Raw genomic sequence first — 16,329 nt, 5'->3', positions numbered from 1 at the left:
GGGAATAAATGACTGGAAGCAAAATATTGCTTAAAGCAGGCACTAATGAAGTTGAACTGCTTGAATTATATCTTGATGAATGGGTTGGAGAGACTAGAAAGCGCTGGTCCTTCGGGCTCAACGTTGCGAAGGTTAAGAAAATCATCAAGGAATCAGATTTAAAGAATTTTTCAGGTCGTAAAGAAGAAGGCCTTCAATCTGGTGATTCTGGTGTTGTTGATCCTAGGAATCCGCTTGTTTTGGGTATGTTTGAGTTTATGGGATCGGTTATTCCGCTTATTGATCTCAGTGGCTGGTTGTGTTTGGAGAAGGTTCGTGGTGAGAACAGGATGGTGCTGGTTACCGAATTTAATGAGCAGGTCAGTGCATTTCTTGTTTCAGGGGTGAATAGAATCCACAGAATCAGCTGGGGAGAACTTGAGTCTTTGCAGGGCCGTATGGCTAAGTATGTTGAGGGCACTATTATCGGGACCGTGAAACTTACCGATCCTGAAAGAATTCTACAGGTTCTTGATCTTGAGCAGGCTTTGGAAGATTTGAGTCCGAATAAAGAAAATGCTTCATTTCTTGAGATAGAAGAAGTGGATGATAAGGTTTATATTGCCTTTTGTGCAGATGACTCCCGTTCAATGCGTAATCTTGTTAAAAATTCACTTGAGCGTGGTGGATTTGAAGTTAAGGCGTTCCCTAACGGAAAGGATTTATGGAGTGAGCTTGAGTCTGTTTCAAATCAAGTTAAAGAAACAGGTCGTCCTGTTTCAGACTATGTACATCTTGTTGTTTCGGATATTGAAATGCCGGGTATGGACGGGCATGCCGTAACCCGTAAAATAAAAAATGACCAATATATTAGTGGATTAAGAGTTTATCTCTTCTCTTCACTTATCACCGAAGAACTTTTGCATAAAGGCTTGTCTGTCGGAGCTGATCGGCAATACTCCAAACCTCAGATTTCTATTCTTGTTAAGCAGGCTTTGGAAGACGTAAAGTCGGATACAAATAATACATAAATATTTTTATTTACATAGGGGCCAGTTTAATTTTAATTTTCTGAGGAACGGCCATGCGACGAAATTCCTGCCTGTATTTTGTTGCAAAATCTGTTGCCTCCTGCTCTGAATCAAACATACGGATGAAGAGATAGTACCAATAATTCTGTTTGCTTTTTTCCCTCACAAAAATAAAAGGCTCAAACCCTCTTTTTTTAACTCTGGCTGCATTCTCTTCAGCTTCAGCAAGCGATAGGAACCTCCCCCCTCTTACAAGGTATCTCGTTAAAGTTTTTCCATACGGCAAACTTTTTTTATCCGTTGCATTTTCAATTGTTGTTTCAGTTTTAGCAGCAATGGTTGTACCTGCAACTATTTGGGGGGCATCGGTTTTCTCTTTAATTACTTTTACTTCTTTAACGCCTTTAAGGCTGTTTCCGTCATATACAAGCTCTTCAATGTTCGTGACAGAGAACTCGCATACAGGGCTATCAGGAAGGGCAAAACCGAATGTCCATTTTCCGGCTTGAAGTTCTTCGGTCTTTGAAAAATTCCAGCCCGCAAAATACTTTTCATCAGGTGTTAATTCTACAGGGAAAGTATGAATAGTTGTGTACCCTAAACCAACTGCATGAGCTATTTTAGGATGGTGTATTTCAAGGACGGTGCTAACAGGTTCAGCTGCATCGAGGACAAATTCGAAACCGAAAGAAGTTCCTTTGACAGCTTCTATATCAACAGTGTCTTTCAGTTGTGCATAGTCTTTTAAGGTAAGGATATTTTTGTTTTTATTTGTTTCTGAAGGGATAATTTGATAAAGACCTTTGCCCAAAATAGTTATTGATTGAGCAGATGATATAGCAGGGCTGCATATTGCTACGCATATAAGCACATACGTCCATATAAAAATTCTGGTGAAACACATCATTTTTTTGTACACAGTCCTTTAAGTAAAGTATTCTTAATGTATATTGATTCTGATTAGTTCTGTAAATATTAATACGAAATTAATTTGAGGCACAATAATGGGTAAAGAACAGAGCAAAGCGGCAAAGAGACGTTATAATATAGGTCCTTTCCATACCCGTTATTTTGCGGGCGACGGTATAGATATCGGTGGTGGACCAGATCCTCTTGGGCAATATGCCGGAATATTTGCCAGAATGCGTTCTTGTCGTACATGGGATAAAGATGATGGCGATGCAATGCTTATGGAAAATGTAGAAAATAACAGTTATGATTTTTTACATTCAAGCCATTGTCTGGAGGATTTGGATGATTGCATCATAGGCTTGAAAAACTGGATACGTATTGTAAGGCCGGGTGGTTTTTTGGTTATTTCAGTTCCAGATGAGGACATGTATGAACAGGGTGTATGGCCTAGTCGTTTTAATCAAGAGCATAAATGGACTTTTACAGTTTACAAAACTAAGTCCTGGTCTCCAAGATCTGTAAATATACTTGATCTTGTCACTGGGTTCGGTGAACAGGTTTATCTTGAAAAACTTGAAGTTGTACGGGATTTTTTCCGTATGAGTCTGGCAGAAAAGCAGATTGATCAGACCCGTACACCTGTATGTGAAAGTTGTATTGAGTTTATTCTGCGTAAATTATAGCTGTTCTTCACCGCTGGCAATTAGTTCTAATGTTTCTTCATCAATAATTTCAATTGTTTTACGCTCTACTTTGATAAGTCCCTGTTCACTCATCTTTTTGAAAATGCGTGAGAGAGTCTCCTGAATTGTTCCCAGATACGCTGCAATTTGTCCCTTGGGCAAGTCCAGCTCAAGAATATTTGATTTTTGGGTAGATTTCAGGAGTAGCAGGTAACTTGCCAATCTTCCGGGTACTTCAGCCAGGCTTAGCGCAGCAACATGGTTTACCATCTGGCGGAGTCTGCCGGATAGTAGAGCAAGCATGGACATTGCCAGTTCTGGATCTTCCCGTATAATACGCTCAAACTTCTCGCGTGAGAAATAGAGTAGAGTTGATTTTATAAGAGTTATGGCACTTGCGGGATAGCTGCTCCCTTGAAATACAGGAACTTCTCCGAAAATTTCCCCTGTTCCGAAAATATGAATTATCTGTTCTTTACCTGATAGTGATTCACGATATATTTTAACTTTACCGGACGCTACACTGTAAAATCCTTTTGCCTCTTCACCGGAAATGAAAATCTGTTCTCCTTTAACAAGATCCCTAGGGATAGCAATGGATTCCAGTTTTTCTAATTGAGAGTCTGACAGGCCTGCAAACAGGGCTATTTTTTCAAGATTATTCTTTGTTTTCATTATAACTATCCTTTAATACAATTAATCTAGTGGCTATATGACTTAAGTCAGTTTGTTTTCCAATCTATGATAGTAATATTTTAACAGCCTGATAACATGGGAAGAGGATGTTTACTATGAGCAAAACTGCTTCAATTAATATTTGTCGGGGTATAGAAGGCGGAGAATGCCGCTTTGCATTATTTATTGAAAGTTCTTTTTCAAAACATATTGAAAAAACAATTGCTGATACCGGGTGGAGTGATTTTTTAAAAAAACACTACGGTGAAAAGGTTAATAGACATAAAGTTTTTTCTGTAAAAGTGGCAGCTTGTCCCAATGGGTGCTCACGCCCCCATATTGCTGATATCGGACTTATACGTGCCTGTATGCCTGTTATTGATCATGAAAACTGTATCCATTGTGAGGAATGCGTGCGTTCATGTCCTGATGAAGCTATGGAGCTGTCCGGCGAACGTATTGTCATTGCCAGAGATAAATGTCTGGAGTGCGGTTATTGCGTCGCCAACTGTCCTACAGAAGCTATTTCTTGTTCTCGCAACGGCTGGCGGGTTCTTGCCGGCGGACGTCTGGGACGTCATCCCCGCCTTGGAACAGAACTTTCAGGAGTCTATTCCAGTGATGAAGTTCTGGGTATTATTGGTAAGGCCGTGAAAATATGGATGAAAAACTATGAAGAACGTAAGCGGTTTGGAGTAGTTATGGATAGTCTCGGCTATGATAAACTTCTTAAAGACTAGGATTTTGTATGCAGGGTATGCTGTCTGTTGTATAAAGAGGAAATGTTTTTGAGTATTTTTTTCATAACTATTTCATATCTTCTGCTTGCTGCTCATGCGCTTCGCGGTGGGGATTGGGGTTTTGCTTTTGCTTTAATTGCACTCTGTCTTCTTACCTTTACCAGAGAACTATGGCTCAGCTATGTCGCAGCAGTATCACTTTCTTTCGGGGCATTCATATGGGTCGTTAATGGTGCTGACCTGATCAGCCTCCGAACCAATACTGGGGATGATTGGATAAGACTGGCTGCAATTATGACTTTACTTTTTGCCCTTACTTTATTTTCAGCTGTCTCTGCTTATTCAAAAACAGGGCAGGAGTATTTTTCACGGCATGCGGAAAGGGGATGGTTTAAGGCATCTATATTTCTGCTTACTGCTTTGCTGCTTGAGATAGCCCGTAGTAAAGTAAATTTCCCGATTCTTATGGTTGACCGGTTTTTACCAGGCTGGGGCAGAGCTGAAATATTTTTGCTTGCTTTATATGCAGCATGGATAGGCGATAAGATGTACACACCGCAAGGAGCAAAAAATATCCGCCCACGCATCTGGGCTTTCTTTTCACTGATATTTTTCGGTCAGCTTGTACTTGGACTTGCAGGAGTTGAACGTTTTTTGATGACAGGAGTACTACATCTCCCTGTACCTGCTCTAATTGTTGGCGGACCTGTATTTCGCGGCAGCGGATTTTTCATGCCGATTCTTTTTACAGTATCAGTACTGCTGGTCGGTCCGGCATGGTGCAGCCATCTTTGCTATATTGGAGCATGGGATGATCAGTGCAGTCGTCTCAGCATGAAACCATCTTCTAAGGTGTTTATGCGTAAACTTATCTGGTTGCGTTTTGTCCTTTTTCTGTTGGTTGTCGGTGCAGCATGGGGTATGAAATATATAGGAATATCCGGTTATACAGCTATATGGTTTGCAGTATGTTTCGGTCTAGTCGGTATTTTGGTTATGGTACACTTTTCCATGAAAATGGGGATGATGGTTCATTGCACAGCTTTTTGTCCTCTTGGGATTCTTTCTAATTTACTGGGTAAGCTCTCACCGTGGCGTATGCGTATTTCATCTTCTTGCTGCAAATGTATGAAATGCAGCAAGACGTGTCGTTATGATGCCCTTTCCAAATTAGATATTGAAGCAGGGCGTCCGGGGCTTTCTTGCACCATGTGCGGTGATTGTATTTCTTCTTGCTCCAGTTCCAGCATTAATTACAAGCTTCCTTTTACCTCCGCTTCCCTGTCTCGCAGTATCTTTTTAGTAATTATTATTTCTCTGCATGCTTTGTTTTTGGGTGTGGCACGTATTTAATATCTGTTCGTCTCTGCTTTTTCTTTAAAATACATTTACTTTACCTTTATAGTAATTATTCTCGTTTAAATGCAAAACAATTTGAAAATGGTTTTATAAGCCCTGCGAGTATGTTAAATTTAAAATTAATAGTCAGTTTTTAGGAGAATGATTATGAGTCGTATTGTAGTTGTTGATATTGATGGTTGTATCGGATGTGAAGCCTGTGTTGAAGAATGCCCGGAAGTTTTCTCAATGGGCCCTGGTGATCTGGCACAGGTATTCAATCCAGAAGGTGCTGATGAAAAAAAGATAGAAGCCGCTATGGAAATTTGTCCGGTAAACTGTATTTTTTGGGAAGATTAAAAAGAATATGAATTTTTGACCTGAATCAAATACTTGTAAGGGGGGATTTCCTATTCTGCATTCAACGGAAAGGAAATAAATTTACCTGAAAAGGAGAAACAAATGTTTTGCAACCAGTGTGAACAGACAGCAAAAGGCCAGGGATGCACCGTTAAAGGTGTCTGTGGGAAAACCGATGAAGTGTCAGCTATTCAGGATCTTCTGATTTATGTTCTTATTGAGCTTGGAACAGCAGCAACCGCTGCCCGTGAAGAAGGAGTTGTTGTTTCAAACGAAATAAACAGGCTGACTGCAGAAGGAGTCTTCTCAACCCTTACCAACGTTAATTTTGACGAAGAAAGATTTGTTCCAGTCATTAAAAATGTTGTTGCTGCACGTGATGCATTAGCTGCAAAAGTCAGTGCTGATTGCGGCTCATTTATAACTATAACAGGCACAGCCGCTGAGCTTAGCAAACAGGGTGAATCCTTCTCTGTTACATCATTTGATGAAAATGAAGATTTGCGTTCTTTAAAACAAATTTTTGTATACGGCCTCAAAGGCGTAGCTGCTTATGCTGATCACGCAGCTATTCTCGGTCAGGAAGATGAAGCTTTATATACTTTCATCCATGAAGCTCTTGCCAGCGTACCTAAATCTCTCAGTATGGAAGAACTGGTCGGACTGGCAATGAAATGCGGTGAAATGAATCTAAAGGCTATGGAACTTCTCGATGCAGGGAATACTGGAGCTTATGGTCATCCTGTACCTACTGAAGTTCCACTTGGTGCAAAAGCCGGTAAGGCTATCCTTGTTTCAGGTCATGACCTGAAAGATTTGCGTCAGCTTCTTGAGCAGACTGAAGGAACTGGAATTAATATATATACCCACGGTGAAATGCTACCGTGTCACGGTTATCCTGAACTGAAAAAATTTGATCATTTTTACGGACATTACGGAACAGCATGGCAGAATCAGGCAAAAGAGTTTGCGGCGTTTCCCGGTGCTATTCTTATGACCACAAACTGTATCCAGAAACCTGTAGAAAGTTACAAGGGTAATATCTTTACAACTGGGCTGGTTGGTTGGCCCGGTGTTACACACGTGACTAACGGTGATTTTTCCGCAGTGATAGCAAAAGCAAAAGAACTTCCCGGTTTCGCAGCTGATACAGATAAAGGAACAGTCCTTTGCGGTTTTGCTCGCAACGCAGTTCTTGGCGTGGCTGACAAGGTTATCGAAGGTGTTAAGTCTGGAGCAATCAAACATTTTTTCCTTGTTGGCGGGTGTGACGGTGCTAAGCCCGGGCGTAATTATTATACTGAGTTTGTTGAACAGGCTCCTAACGACACTGTTATCCTTACTCTTGCATGCGGCAAGTTCCGTTTCTTTGACAAGAAACTCGGTGATATCGGCGGCATTCCCCGTTTGCTCGACATAGGGCAGTGTAATGACGCATACTCTGCGATTCAGATTGCCGTAGCTCTTGCCGGTGCATTTGAATGCGGTGTTAATGAGTTACCGCTATCCATGATTTTGTCATGGTATGAGCAGAAAGCAGTCTCTATTTTGCTGACTCTGCTCCATCTCGGTATCAAAGATATCCGTCTCGGACCAAGTCTTCCAGCATTTGTAACTCCTAACGTATTAAACTTCTTAGTTGAAAATTTTAACATCATGCCTATCAGTACACCTGAAGAAGATCTCAAGGCTATTCTCGGTTAAAAATAATTATATGGATGGGAAAGACTGTAGTTCTTTTCCATCCTTTTTTTTGAAATTTTGCAACAGGAATGAGCTCTGGTGATGGTCATTTTTAGCCCTCATTAAATTCTAGGCCTGCAGGGACGCAAGCTCCCTGAAATATATATTTTTCGGAGTATAATATGAAAGTAATACGAAAGTTAATTCAGATAGATGAAGAGTTGTGTAACGGCTGCGGACAGTGTGTGCCGGGCTGTGAAGAAGGGGCTTTGCAGATTATTGACGGAAAGGCAAAGCTTGTTGCAGAAAAATATTGTGATGGGCTGGGAGCCTGTCTCGGGGAATGTCCCACAGGAGCTTTGAAAGTTATAGAAGTTGAGGCAGATGATTTTGACCCTGATGCTGTGAAGAATCTGTTGAAAGAGCAGGGGCGGAATGTTCCTGATCATATGCCTTCTCCTGAAAGCCTGCGGCTTGATAGTACTCAGCCTAAAGTTAGTAGCGGTTGCGGTTGCAGCGGCTCAAAATTACAGACATTTGAACCTTCTCCCTGCCGGAAAGCAAATATTCCGACAGAGAAGGGGGGCGAACCCGGACCTTCGCAATTAACTCATTGGCCCATTCAGATCAGGCTTGTTCCTGCTGAGGCCCCTTTTCTTAAAGGAGCAGATCTGTTGCTTACAGCTGATTGTGTTGCTGTATCTCTTCCCGGATATCACGAAAGATTTCTACCTGGCAAAAAAGTGCTGATGGGCTGTCCTAAGTTTGATGATGTCGATCTATATCTCCAACGCTTGACTGAAATTTTTTCTATCAGTGGTATTAAGTCTATTACCGTTCTTGAAATGGAAGTTCCTTGCTGCTCAAACTTCAGTAGAATAGTTGCCGCAGCTATTAAAGCGGCAAATGCAGATATCCCGGCAGAAAAAATTATTGTGAAAAGAACTGGAGAAATTAAAGCCAGAACAAGTTTGGCACAGCCAGTTCCCCTTTAAATTAGTAATTTATTATAGCCACGCAGTTGCGAAGATTTAAACGCTAAACGGGAAAATACATATTAAATATGTATTTTCCCGTTTTAGTTATAAAAAAGCAATCAAGTTTTTAGAGGCTTATCTTTCTTCAGCTAATCCATAATATTCTGCTCAAAACCTGGAGTTCTATTATGTAATCCTGTTTCGAATTGCGGCGTGAAATTATTGGGAGCAGCTTCTGTTTTTTCAATGGGCCCAGATGTGTTAACCATGGGTTCTATGTATGGTGACTCTTTTATAGGTAACAGAGCTCTTGTTTTCGAGTTAAGCGGCACTGTCCAGTCATATGATCCGAGAATTTCTCCATCGCTGACTGTTGTGACTGCGGCTGTGATAGAGATAATTTCCGGGCCAACTGAATACGCCCCAGCAAGAACACATCTTTCAGGCGGAGCAAAATCATCATCTAAAGCAGTCATTGGAAATTTAGAACTGTCAGCAACAATAGCAAATCCCTCTTGAGCAATTCTTGATGCAAGCTGTTCGGTAAGCACTTTTGCAAAGTCTGTTTGCAGTTGGCTGCCGCGCATGCGGAACATAGTAACAGTTATAGGGGACCCCGGTGGCAGTCTTTCTTCAAGCTGATTGGCTATCTGGGTTCCTGCTTTGTAGTTTATTGTTACCATGGGCGTTGCATCTTCTTTAAAAAAAGATCCTGTTGTAGGACGTTTCCCAAGGTAGTCTAGTGTACGTTCCTGATACCCAGAACATGCTGCGGCTGCCATAAGAGCTGTCGAAGCTATAATTATGAATAATTTTTTGGTTTTCATGAAAAGTTCCCCATTTAATAATATCTGCAAAAGGGCATAGATTTGCTGCTGTTAAACAGGTAGCAATGAAGATGCCACGGATAAAAAGAGTTGTGTATACAGCCCCTTGAATCCGTGGCATTTTAGGATTATTTATAGGCGACGGCAAATTAAGCCATTAAAATGACAGTCCCTTTAATCCAAGCGAGAAATAATTTCTTTCATCAAAGAGGACATTGCAGCAGATGATTTGGTAGCTTGTTCGATTACAGCTTCATGGGTTGTTTCGGCCATGCAGTCTGGCAGATTTTTGTTAGTCAGGCATGTAATACCCATAACTTTGATACCCATATGTACAGCGGCAACCGCTTCAATCGCTGTAGACATTCCTATAGCATCCGCGCCCATCATTTTGTACATGCGGGTTTCCGCAGGTGTTTCAAGATTGGGACCGCTTATCTGCATATATACACCACGTTCAAGGCGGACAGAAACGGCTTTTGCGGCTTCAAGGGCTATTTTACGTAGTTCACTGCAGTATACTTTACTCATGTCAGGAAAGCGTAATCCCCAGTTATTATGATTTGGACCAGTAAGAGGAGATTGTCCTGTGAGGTTGATGTGATCAGTTATCAGCATGAGATCTCCAGCGTCGTACTGGGGATTAAGTGCGCCTGCGGCATTAGTAATGAATATTCTTTTAATACCCATTTCTCCCATGACCCGTACAGTAGTGCAGGCTTCTGCGGCACTGTATCCTTCATAAAGATGAAAACGGCCGCTAAAGACAAGTATAGGTTTTTCATTAATAAAGCCGTAGATCAGAGAGCCGCTGTGTCCTTTGACTGTAGATTGAGGGAGGCCAGGAATTTCAGAGTAGGGTATTGTTATAGATTTATCCAGCTTGGTAATGGCTTCTCCTAGACCGGAACCAAGAATGATTCCGGTTGTACCATGTTGAAAATTATCTATCTTTTCTAGTATATGCCTGCTAATAGTACTTATAGATTCTGGGGAGGACATAGGTGTTACTCGTGGTTTGATTGTTGATTTAATGGGCAGATAGAATCGGGGTTCATACGTTTTTTCTGCCTACCGGATTCACTACTAACTGAAAAGAGAACGGGATTCTATGGATTTTTCCACTTTAATCGGAATGCTTGTGGGACTTTCTCTGGTTGTGGGGGCAATTTTTATTGGTGGAGCTGTTGATGTTTTTGTCAATGTTCCCGGTATGATGATTGTTATTGGTGGTACATTGGCATCCATCTGCGTTGCTTTCCCCTTTGAAGAAGTCATACAGGCCATGGTTGCGGGCTTTAAGGCATTTTCCTCAAGAAAAGTTAAGGTTAATGAAGTTGTTAATATCATGGTTAAGGTTGCCGAAATCAGCCGCCGTGAAGGACTTATCGCTCTTGAAAATGTTCAGACGGAAAATGTTGTTTTAAGAAAATCATGCCAGCTGATTGCTGATAATGCTGATCCTGAACTTATTCGTGCCACTTTGCAGATTGAGATTTCTGCCATGAAAAGGCGTCATAAAATTGCACAGGATGTTTATAAGCGCCTTGCCGGTCTTGCTCCTGCATTCGGTATGCTCGGGACTCTTATCGGTCTGGTTCAGATGCTGTCAAACCTTGAAGATCCGGCATCTATCGGTCCTGCAATGGCAGTTGCTATTTTGACGACTTTTTACGGATCTTTGCTTGCAACGCTTCTTTTTATTCCTATCGGAGCTAAACTTAAGGCTAGAACTCTTCAGGAGCAATTGCATCTTGAAATTATTTTTGAGGGAGCAAAATCTATCCTTGAGAATAATAACCCACGACTTGTATATGAAAAGTTATCTTCATTTCAGGCACCTAGAGATAGAGCTGGGGAGTAGTCTATGAGTGATGATCTGACTAAAGGGATGCTCGTAATTGATGATCCGGAAGACGAAGACGATACTAATGAGTGGATAACTACTTTTGCTGACTTATCCATGCTTCTGCTGGTCTTCTTCATTTTGCTTTATTCAATGTCTGAGATTGATGCTAAAAAATTTGACATGACTTTTCAGTCTGTAACACAGGCTATCACCGGTAAAATGAATAAGGTTGCTACCAGTCGAGTCGAAAGAGAAGAGGCCGGGGCTATTCTTAATCAGGTTATGACCCGCAGACAGATTATCAAGGCTCAGCGTAAGGTTTTTGAATCTGTGAAGTATCTTCAGACCACCAAGGGTGTGGCAGGCATTTTGAGTGCAAAATTTGAAGATGGACAAATTACGATCAAGTTGCCTGCTGATGTACTGTTTAAGCCGGGGCGTGTTACGTTGACTAAGAAAGGACAAGACGCAATTAAGGCTCTTAAAGATTTCTTTTTGAAGCATCCCGATCAGTATATTAATATTAAAGGATACACTGATAATACCCAGCCGGGTAAGGGTAGCAGGCTTAAAGATAACTGGGAAATATCTTCCTTACGAGCAGTAAATGTTTTAAGGTTTTTAATGAAGCTAGGTCTTAAGCCGAATCGATTGACGGCTACGGGGTTAGGGGAGATGGAACCGTTAGTACCTAATAATTCTCCGCAAAATCGTATGCGAAACAGGCGGGTAGAATTTGTACTGGATAAGATACTGACAGGACCATAATGTATGGTTGTTCGGCGGGACTTTCTAAAACTGTTGAACATTATTTGGAGAGCGTAATGGAAATTTTATTTGAAAGTAAAAATCAGGCCAGAGGTGCATTCCGGACGAGTCTTCCGGGGCTTGTCATTAAAATTACGGGTCGCACCGGGGCTTATAGTGTTAAAGATTTTAGCGTAAACGGATTGGCTTTTTCTTCAGGAAAAGAGCCGTTTAATGTTGATGAGCAGTTTGAAATAGAATTTATTTTGGGCAAAAAGGTTCTTTTATCAAATCTTGAAGCTAAAGTTGTTCGAGATATTGGTGATGGGCTTATGGGTTGTGTTTTTGTTGATTTGGATAAGTATCAGGAAGAACGTCTTGATAAATTGGTCCTTGAAGTACAGAAACGGATGATTCTGCTGCGTAAGAAAAATGGTGCATGCAAATAGCCAATAACTAGTTGTGGTGGTTTTTAAGTGTATAAAGCTGAGCACAAAGTTTTAATTGCCAACCGTGGTGAGATTGCGATCAGGATAGCCAAAGCCTGTGTTGAGCTTGGTCAGGATTTTACCTGTGTTTATACTGAAGCTGACATCGATAGTGGGCATGTACGTTTTGCGCGTGATGAAGGTGGGGAAAACAGCCTTTTCAGAATTAGTTCATATCGCGATGCTAATGAAATTTTCAGCGTAGCGGACAGATGTAATGCAACAGCTATTCACCCTGGATATGGTTTTTTTGCTGAGGATTTCAGGTTTGCCCGCAGAGTTGTTGATAGAAATAATCCATTAATATTTATTGGTCCATCATGGTGGATTATTCAAGAGCTTGGTGACAAAATTAATACCAAGCGCTTAGCCCGCAGTCTGGGCGTTCCTACCGTTCCCGGTTCTGACAGCCCGATCTATGATGAACTTGAGGCTGTAGAACTTGCGGAAAGTCTTTTCTCTTTTCAGCGTGAGCAGGGCTTTCAGGCCCCGGCTATAATGGTCAAAGCTTCTGCCGGCGGTGGAGGTATGGGGATTGAAGAAGTTACTGATCCTGATGAATTTAAGTCTGTTTACAGACGTATTCGTAACTACGCAAAACGGCAGTTTAATGATGAAGGCGTGTTAATTGAGCAGCGTATTTACGGCTTTAATCATCTTGAAGTACAGATTGTATCCGAGCGTAGTGGAAAGAAGCATGTTCATTTTGGTACTCGCAATTGTTCGGTACAAAGTAATGGGAATCAGAAACGCATTGAAGTTGCCCCCGGTTTTGCTCCTGATGAGATAAATTATATTTTTAATGCTGCCGAGGTAATGGAAAATATCACAGCTCATTCTCTGTCCATGGCCCGCGAAGTGGCTTACGATAACGTCGGTACGTGGGAATGGATTGTAACTCCGCGTGGTGAACCATTTCTTATGGAAGTAAATACCCGTATTCAGGTTGAAAATGGTGTTTCTGCTTCCATTGCTGCGATTGATGGTAATGATGATGTTGATATTGTGCGTGAGCAGGTTCGACTTGGTCTGGGAGAGTCTATGGAATATGCTCAGGATAATGTTACACTTGGCGGGGTTGCCTTGGAGTATCGGATTATAGCGGAAAATCCTGATAATTATTTTAATCCGTGGGTAGGCCGAATTACAGAATTTGGTTGGAACGAACATGATTGGCTCAGCGTTTATACTCAGGTTCCGACTGACCGCGATTATGATATCCCTACTGAATTTGATCCCAATCTGGCTCTCGCAATTGTGCGTGGAGGCACTCTTGAGCAGGCACGCAGGCGAGGAGTGCAATTCTTGGAAGAATTAATTTTAAATGGTTTTGACAGGTCTGGTAGACCTTTAGAATCAAATATTTCTTATCTGATTGATAAGACTTCAGGATTACTTGAATTTTAGCTGTCTTAATTTAATCATACACATTGTTTTCAGCTGTGATGTAATGGCTTTGCAGCTGTGGTTAGCAAAGGGGAATGTCCGCTTTGGCTACCGGAGGCGAAATCACCAATCAAAGTGCTAAGAGCGTCTTTTAAATATGAACACTGACAAGCGTATAGATGCTCTTTCAGAGCGGCTTACTTACATAAGGGACATTTTCAGTAATGGCGAAAATGCCAATATAGCTATGCTCAGTTCTGAGCTAAGTGAGTTCCGTGAATTGCGAAACTCTTTTTCAAATGAGGAATCAGCACGCAGGCTTTCCCGTCTAGAAGATCTTTTTTCTTTCCTTGAATCTAAACTCGAAAAAGAACTTAGTCCTATGGATTTCGTGCGCATTGTCCGCCATCCGCAACGTATCTGTCTTACAGATATTCTGGAGAATGTTTACGATAATTATACTGAACTTGGTGGGCTTGGAGAATTCAGTATTGACCCTTCAATGCTCATTGCACAGGCATATATAACCCGTAGAGTCGGCCAGAAGATTATTCACCAGCCTGTTATGGTAATTGGTCAGGAAAAGGGGCATGGGCAGGAATTTCGTAATGGCGGTTCAGTAAAACCTTGGGGTAATGCCAAGGCTTTGCATTACATGAAGGTTGCACAGGCTGAAGGAATACCTATTCATACCTACGTTTTCACTCCCGGTTCATATCCAGTAGAAGATTATCCCGGAGCAGCGCAGCAGATTGCCAAAAATATTTATGAGATGGGCAACATTGATGTGCCGATTATATCTGTTATTTCCGAAGGCGGTTCAGGCGGTGCCGAGGCCATAGGTCTTGCCGACCGCAGGCTAATGCTATCTCATGGTTATTACTCTGTTATTTCCCCTGAGGGAGCTGCAGCAATTGAAGCAAACCTTACTGACGGGGAAAGGGTCAGTGATACATTGATTGCTGGATGTGCAAAAAGGTTGGCTATAACTGCTGCTGATAACCTCAGAATGGGATATATTGACCGGATTATTCAAGAACCTGATCTTGGTGCAAAACCGAATAGTTACGATTTTTTCAGGCAGTTGCGGACTGAGGTTATAAGAGCGACTAATGAAGCATGTATTTCAGTGAAAGGCCTTAAGCTTTTTCGGGCTATGGCACTTAAGCAGCAGAATGCCGATGAAGGAGAGGATGTTTTCATGCGCTGGGCTCTGAGTCATAGAGCGCGCAAACGGCTGGTCGAGAAGCGTTATGAAAAATTTCGCAGGTTATCCACCTCTGCTTACATGGACCACCGGTCAATCTTTTTACGCACTGTTTCAGCAATTCAGGGAGTCGCCTGGGCGACTAAATCATGGTTTTTTTATAATCTCGTGGGGCGGGGGGTTAGAGCTGCAAAGCAGGGGATGGAAGAAATTCAGGCGGAAGCCCACCTTGTTAAAGAGCGCACTGCACGAATACTCCAAAAGAATAATAACGAATGTTTGTCTGAGCGTAAAATGTCAGCAGAAGTTCGTGATAAATTATTTTGTCTGTCTAATCCGGGGCAGGGACCTTGTTTTGAAGAGGGGCGCTGGAAATATAACAGCCCACGAGGTCGTGTAGATCGGACGTACTCCTGTCCTAATGCTGCTAAAGAAGGTTGCCTTGACCTTTGGGGACCAGATCTTTTTAGAGATTTTGCTGGGGTATGCAGCCATTGTGGACACCATTTTCCCATGGAATATCAGTGGTATCTGTATAATGTTTTTAATTACGCCGATGGTTTTGAGTTTAATTCCGGAATAGAATCAGCAAATCCTATTGACTATGAAGGATTTGACTTGAAACTTGATGAGGCTCGCAAAAAGACAGGCTTGCGCTCAGCTTGCATAACATTTGAAACACGCATGAATGATATTAATGCTGTTGTCATTTGTCTTGCAGCCCCTTTTAGAGGGGGATCGGTCGGAGCTGCTGAAGGGGAAAAAATTATTCGTGCCACAGAGCGGGCACAGCGTAAACAGCTGCCTCTCATTGCTTATATCCATGGAACTGCCGGAATTAGAATTCAGGAAGGTACAAACGGAGTTCTTCAGATGCCTCGTTGTACTATGGCGTTACGTCGTTACGTAGATGCAGGTGGATTGTATCTAGTTATTTACGATTCCAATTCTTATGGTGGATCAGTTGCCAGTTTTCTTGGATGTTCACCTTACCAGTTTGGTATACGGTCTTCGAAAATAGGTTTTGCAGGACCAAGGGTTATCGCTGAGACAACAGGTATTGCTGTCCCACCGGATTATCATAATGCATGGAATGCACTTTCGCGAGGGCATATTCAGGGGATATGGGATAGGCGCGAAATGGCTAAAAATATTCAACAGTCCTTAATGACTATGGGCGGTAGGAATTTATACTATAGATAGGCCACTTGATGACCTGACGTCCACATAAACCTTCGCTAATGTATGTTGTTATCTAAATTTGTTTTCTGTGGTAGGGACTGCATGAACAGTTGACTTTGGGTGTATTGTTTGCAAGTTTCCCAAAGCCGTACTTTATGTGAGATGTATGCAGTATTCTGTATAGTGTATGTTTTATGTCCGGCATTAAAACAGTAAGTAATCGACTGCTGCCGTTTACGTTAAAATATTAGTCAGAAATAATTCA

At 41.8% G+C, this 16,329-nt stretch carries 16 protein-coding genes; 12 read left to right on the top strand and 4 right to left on the bottom strand.

The genetic code is table 11. The annotated features are described in order from the left end of the window. Positions 1-8: 8 nt before the first annotated feature. On the top strand, positions 9-1,010 hold the full coding sequence (locus tag H589_RS0104350; RefSeq protein ID WP_027720900.1) for a chemotaxis protein: 1,002 nt from the start codon (positions 9-11) through the stop codon (positions 1,008-1,010). A gap of 10 nt (positions 1,011-1,020) precedes the next feature. Here the strand turns inward: H589_RS0104350 and H589_RS0104345 are convergent, their stop codons facing one another. Next, entirely contained in the window at positions 1,021-1,881 is an 861-nt protein-coding gene (locus H589_RS0104345) for an SPOR domain-containing protein (RefSeq protein ID WP_169433104.1), read from the bottom strand. A 133-nt stretch (positions 1,882-2,014) separates the two neighbouring features. Between H589_RS0104345 and H589_RS0104340 the strand changes: the two genes are divergently transcribed. After that, entirely contained in the window at positions 2,015-2,605 is a 591-nt protein-coding gene (locus H589_RS0104340) for a methyltransferase domain-containing protein (protein WP_035075079.1), read from the top strand. On the opposite strand, the gene H589_RS0104335 is transcribed toward H589_RS0104340, so the two are convergent. After that, complete coding sequence (locus tag H589_RS0104335; protein ID WP_027720897.1) at positions 2,600-3,280, bottom strand: Crp/Fnr family transcriptional regulator; 681 nt, start codon at positions 3,278-3,280, stop codon at positions 2,600-2,602. The genes H589_RS0104340 and H589_RS0104335 overlap by 6 nt on opposite strands. Before the next feature lie 116 nt (positions 3,281-3,396). On the opposite strand from H589_RS0104335, the gene H589_RS0104330 reads away from it, so the two are divergent. The 5 genes from H589_RS0104330 to H589_RS0104310 all read left to right on the top strand — a co-directional run bounded on the left by H589_RS0104330 (position 3,397) and on the right by H589_RS0104310 (position 8,396). After that, the gene (locus H589_RS0104330) at positions 3,397-4,020 is read left to right on the top strand and encodes a 4Fe-4S binding protein (RefSeq protein ID WP_027720896.1); all 624 of its coding nucleotides are present in this window, start codon (positions 3,397-3,399) and stop codon (positions 4,018-4,020) included. A 42-nt stretch (positions 4,021-4,062) separates the two neighbouring features. Continuing rightward, entirely contained in the window at positions 4,063-5,373 is a 1,311-nt protein-coding gene (locus H589_RS0104325; RefSeq protein WP_027720895.1) for a 4Fe-4S binding protein, read from the top strand. A gap of 153 nt (positions 5,374-5,526) precedes the next feature. Further along, positions 5,527-5,718 carry a ferredoxin gene (locus tag H589_RS0104320; RefSeq protein ID WP_027720894.1) on the top strand — a complete coding sequence of 64 codons (192 nt, stop codon included), beginning with the start codon at positions 5,527-5,529 and terminating at the stop codon, positions 5,716-5,718. Between the two features lie 102 nt (positions 5,719-5,820). Then, positions 5,821-7,422: a hydroxylamine reductase gene (gene hcp / locus H589_RS0104315; RefSeq protein WP_027720893.1), complete on the top strand. Its 1,602-nt coding sequence runs from the start codon at positions 5,821-5,823 to the stop codon at positions 7,420-7,422. Positions 7,423-7,583: 161 nt separating this feature from the next. Next, positions 7,584-8,396, top strand: coding sequence for an ATP-binding protein (locus tag H589_RS0104310; RefSeq protein WP_027720892.1), 813 nt, complete (start codon positions 7,584-7,586; stop codon positions 8,394-8,396). A gap of 131 nt (positions 8,397-8,527) precedes the next feature. Here the strand turns inward: H589_RS0104310 and H589_RS0104305 are convergent, their stop codons facing one another. Beyond that, on the bottom strand, positions 8,528-9,205 hold the full coding sequence (locus H589_RS0104305) for a hypothetical protein (RefSeq protein WP_027720891.1): 678 nt from the start codon (positions 9,203-9,205) through the stop codon (positions 8,528-8,530). Between the two features lie 174 nt (positions 9,206-9,379). Then, a complete protein-coding gene (locus H589_RS0104300; RefSeq protein WP_027720890.1) occupies positions 9,380-10,207 on the bottom strand; it encodes a purine-nucleoside phosphorylase in 828 nt (275 codons plus the stop codon). A gap of 109 nt (positions 10,208-10,316) precedes the next feature. On the opposite strand from H589_RS0104300, the gene H589_RS0104295 reads away from it, so the two are divergent. The 5 genes from H589_RS0104295 to H589_RS0104275 all read left to right on the top strand — a co-directional run bounded on the left by H589_RS0104295 (position 10,317) and on the right by H589_RS0104275 (position 16,085). Then, entirely contained in the window at positions 10,317-11,069 is a 753-nt protein-coding gene (locus H589_RS0104295) for a motility protein A (RefSeq protein ID WP_027720889.1), read from the top strand. Between the two features lie 3 nt (positions 11,070-11,072). Continuing rightward, positions 11,073-11,822 (top strand): OmpA/MotB family protein, encoded by a 750-nt coding sequence (locus tag H589_RS0104290; protein WP_027720888.1) that lies wholly within the window; start codon positions 11,073-11,075, stop codon positions 11,820-11,822. A gap of 56 nt (positions 11,823-11,878) precedes the next feature. Beyond that, positions 11,879-12,250: a PilZ domain-containing protein gene (locus tag H589_RS0104285; protein ID WP_027720887.1), complete on the top strand. Its 372-nt coding sequence runs from the start codon at positions 11,879-11,881 to the stop codon at positions 12,248-12,250. A 27-nt stretch (positions 12,251-12,277) separates the two neighbouring features. Then, complete coding sequence (locus H589_RS0104280; protein WP_027720886.1) at positions 12,278-13,696, top strand: ATP-binding protein; 1,419 nt, start codon at positions 12,278-12,280, stop codon at positions 13,694-13,696. A gap of 136 nt (positions 13,697-13,832) precedes the next feature. Beyond that, positions 13,833-16,085 carry a carboxyl transferase domain-containing protein gene (locus H589_RS0104275; RefSeq protein WP_027720885.1) on the top strand — a complete coding sequence of 751 codons (2,253 nt, stop codon included), beginning with the start codon at positions 13,833-13,835 and terminating at the stop codon, positions 16,083-16,085. Positions 16,086-16,329: the final 244 nt, after the last annotated feature.

Source organism: Maridesulfovibrio zosterae DSM 11974, from assembly GCF_000425265.1.
Lineage (GTDB): Bacteria > Desulfobacterota > Desulfovibrionia > Desulfovibrionales > Desulfovibrionaceae > Maridesulfovibrio > Maridesulfovibrio zosterae.
This window is presented reverse-complemented; position numbering and strand designations above follow the sequence as displayed.